The organism is Melghiribacillus thermohalophilus, assembly GCF_004342905.1.
Taxonomy (GTDB): Bacteria; Bacillota; Bacilli; order Bacillales; family Alkalibacillaceae; genus Melghiribacillus; species Melghiribacillus thermohalophilus.
The window spans coordinates 1-1,952 of record NZ_SMAN01000043.1 but is presented as its reverse complement, the minus strand read 5'-3'; the positions used below and the strand labels follow the sequence as shown (position 1 = coordinate 1,952).

The 1,952-nt window shown below is 40.1% G+C and carries 2 protein-coding genes and 1 tRNA gene; all 3 read left to right on the top strand.

Annotated elements, in window-relative coordinates:
- Window positions 1-366: 366 nt before the first annotated feature.
- A tRNA-Pro gene (locus tag EDD68_RS15095) sits at window positions 367-443 on the top strand.
- A 368-nt stretch (window positions 444-811) separates the two neighbouring features.
- Entirely contained in the window at window positions 812-1,366 is a 555-nt protein-coding gene (hpf, locus tag EDD68_RS15090) for a ribosome hibernation-promoting factor, HPF/YfiA family (protein WP_132373321.1), read from the top strand.
- Window positions 1,367-1,603: 237 nt separating this feature from the next.
- Window positions 1,604-1,777 (top strand): hypothetical protein, encoded by a 174-nt coding sequence (locus EDD68_RS15390; protein WP_165902216.1) that lies wholly within the window; start codon window positions 1,604-1,606, stop codon window positions 1,775-1,777.
- The last annotated feature ends 175 nt before the right edge of the window (window positions 1,778-1,952 follow it).

Genomic DNA, 1,952 nt, shown 5'->3' with positions numbered 1-1,952 from the left:
AAAGAAATTAAATAACCTGAGTCCTTATGAATATAGGACTCAGGCTGCATAAGTGTGCTTTTTTATTCCTGTCTACTTGACAGGGGTCACTTCACACACTGGTGGTTTTGTTTTTGAATCTTGCCATCCTGATCGTTAGAAGTTCTAAGAGGCGATTGCCTGCGGATGGGGGAGGGACTTCTTACTCATGGATGAAGAAAACTGCTGAATATTTAAAGATCATTTGCGAATGAGAAGGAAGATAGCTAGATGTATAGAAAGGAACTGGAGATCAAAAAAAATCCTCGGAGTTCTTGCAGACAGGAACCGGTTTGAGTAAAATAGGAGTGTAAACGTTTTGATACATTTGCCTCATTTCAACGATGCCGGGATGTGGCGTAGTTTGGTAGCGCGCTTGGCTGGGGGCCAAGAGGTCGTCGGTTCAAATCCGGCCATCCCGACCATTTCCAACTAAACACTTCAACACCTCCTTTAAGCGAGGTGTTTTTTTATATGGTTTAGGAAATGATAACAATCTGTGGCTTTGGTACAGTTGCAGTGTCCGTCCCCTTTCACCTGAAAGCGCAGCAGCCTTATCTGGAAGTCTTCATTGACTTTCAGGGCTAAGTGGTCACTTGCGCTTTTCTTGGATTTCTGGGATATGAGAATATAGTCCCGGAATTTTTTATTAATAAAAGACCTAATATTGGAGGCATTCAACCGTCTGGATGCTGTCAAAAAGTGTCCATAATTGAAAAATGCGGTTTATGCAGGAATAGCTCAGGGTATGATAGAATATAAGATACATAAGGATGAAAGGAGTGGTCTTCTTATGAATTACAACATAAGGGGAGAAAACATTGAAGTTACTGAAGCCATCCGTGATTATGTGGAGAAAAAGGTTGGAAAGCTTGAGAGGTATTTTGACACCCCGCCAACTTCTGATGTGAACGTGAATTTAAAAGTGTATAACGATGAACAGCGGATTGAAGTAACCATTCCTATGACCAATTTACTACTTCGTGCCGAAGAAAGTCACACGGATTTATATGCTGCGATAGATTTAGTGGTTGATAAGTTAGAAAGGCAAATTCGTAAATATAAAACAAAAGTCAATCGCAAATTCCGACAGATGGGATCCCCCAAACATGCCTTTGCTGAACTGGAAAAGGAAGCTCAAAAACGAAAAGAAGAAAACGATGACAGCATAGAAATTGTGAAAACCAAACGATTTAACCTGAAACCAATGGATTCTGAGGAGGCTGTACTGCAGATGGACCTTCTCGGTCACAACTTTTTTGTATTTACCAATAGTGAAACAGGCGACACCAATGTGGTTTACCGCCGCAAAGATGGGCGTTATGGATTGATTGAGCCGAATTCATAACTGTGCAAAAAAGAACCTGTCCACAATCGGGCAGGTTCTTTTTTGCCGTCTGAATGTTTTTTGGAAAATCATATATTTTTACAGATTTGCCTCTGATTATCTCTTCATTTTTCGAAAACCTGCCAGGGGTTTCAAAATAATAAACAAGGATGTTGAAATGATTTTTCCATTTTGTTGATTAGAAATGAATGTGAATCCATGGTATAACAGAATCAAACAAAACAGGGAGGCGTATTCATGTCCCAGATTAGCTGTCCCCACTGTAAAGAAATAGAACAGCGTGTAAATCAGCACGAACAGTTCATCATGCAGTTGCTTAAAATTATTGCCGCTACCAACGAGAAAGTTTTGGAAGTTGAAAAGCGGCAGGCCCAGCTTGAGAAACCTCCTTTCTTCCGTACCCGTCCATAACAAGGCTCGTCTCTCTTTTTGCCCTCCACTGACGTACATACGTCTCCTGTTTTGTTTTCTGACTCGGTTAGGAGTCAGTTTTTTTTTTCTTAGACGGAATAAATAACACCAACATTAAATTTAGGTTATAATAGACCTGAAATTTATTTAAGTTGGTGATTATTTATGCGTACCA

Coding starts and splice junctions, on each gene's coding strand:
- hpf (WP_132373321.1), top strand. CDS start 812: ATGAATTACAACATAAGGGGAGAAAACATTGAAGTTACTGAAGCCATC.
- EDD68_RS15390 (WP_165902216.1), top strand. CDS start 1,604: ATGTCCCAGATTAGCTGTCCCCACTGTAAAGAAATAGAACAGCGTGTA.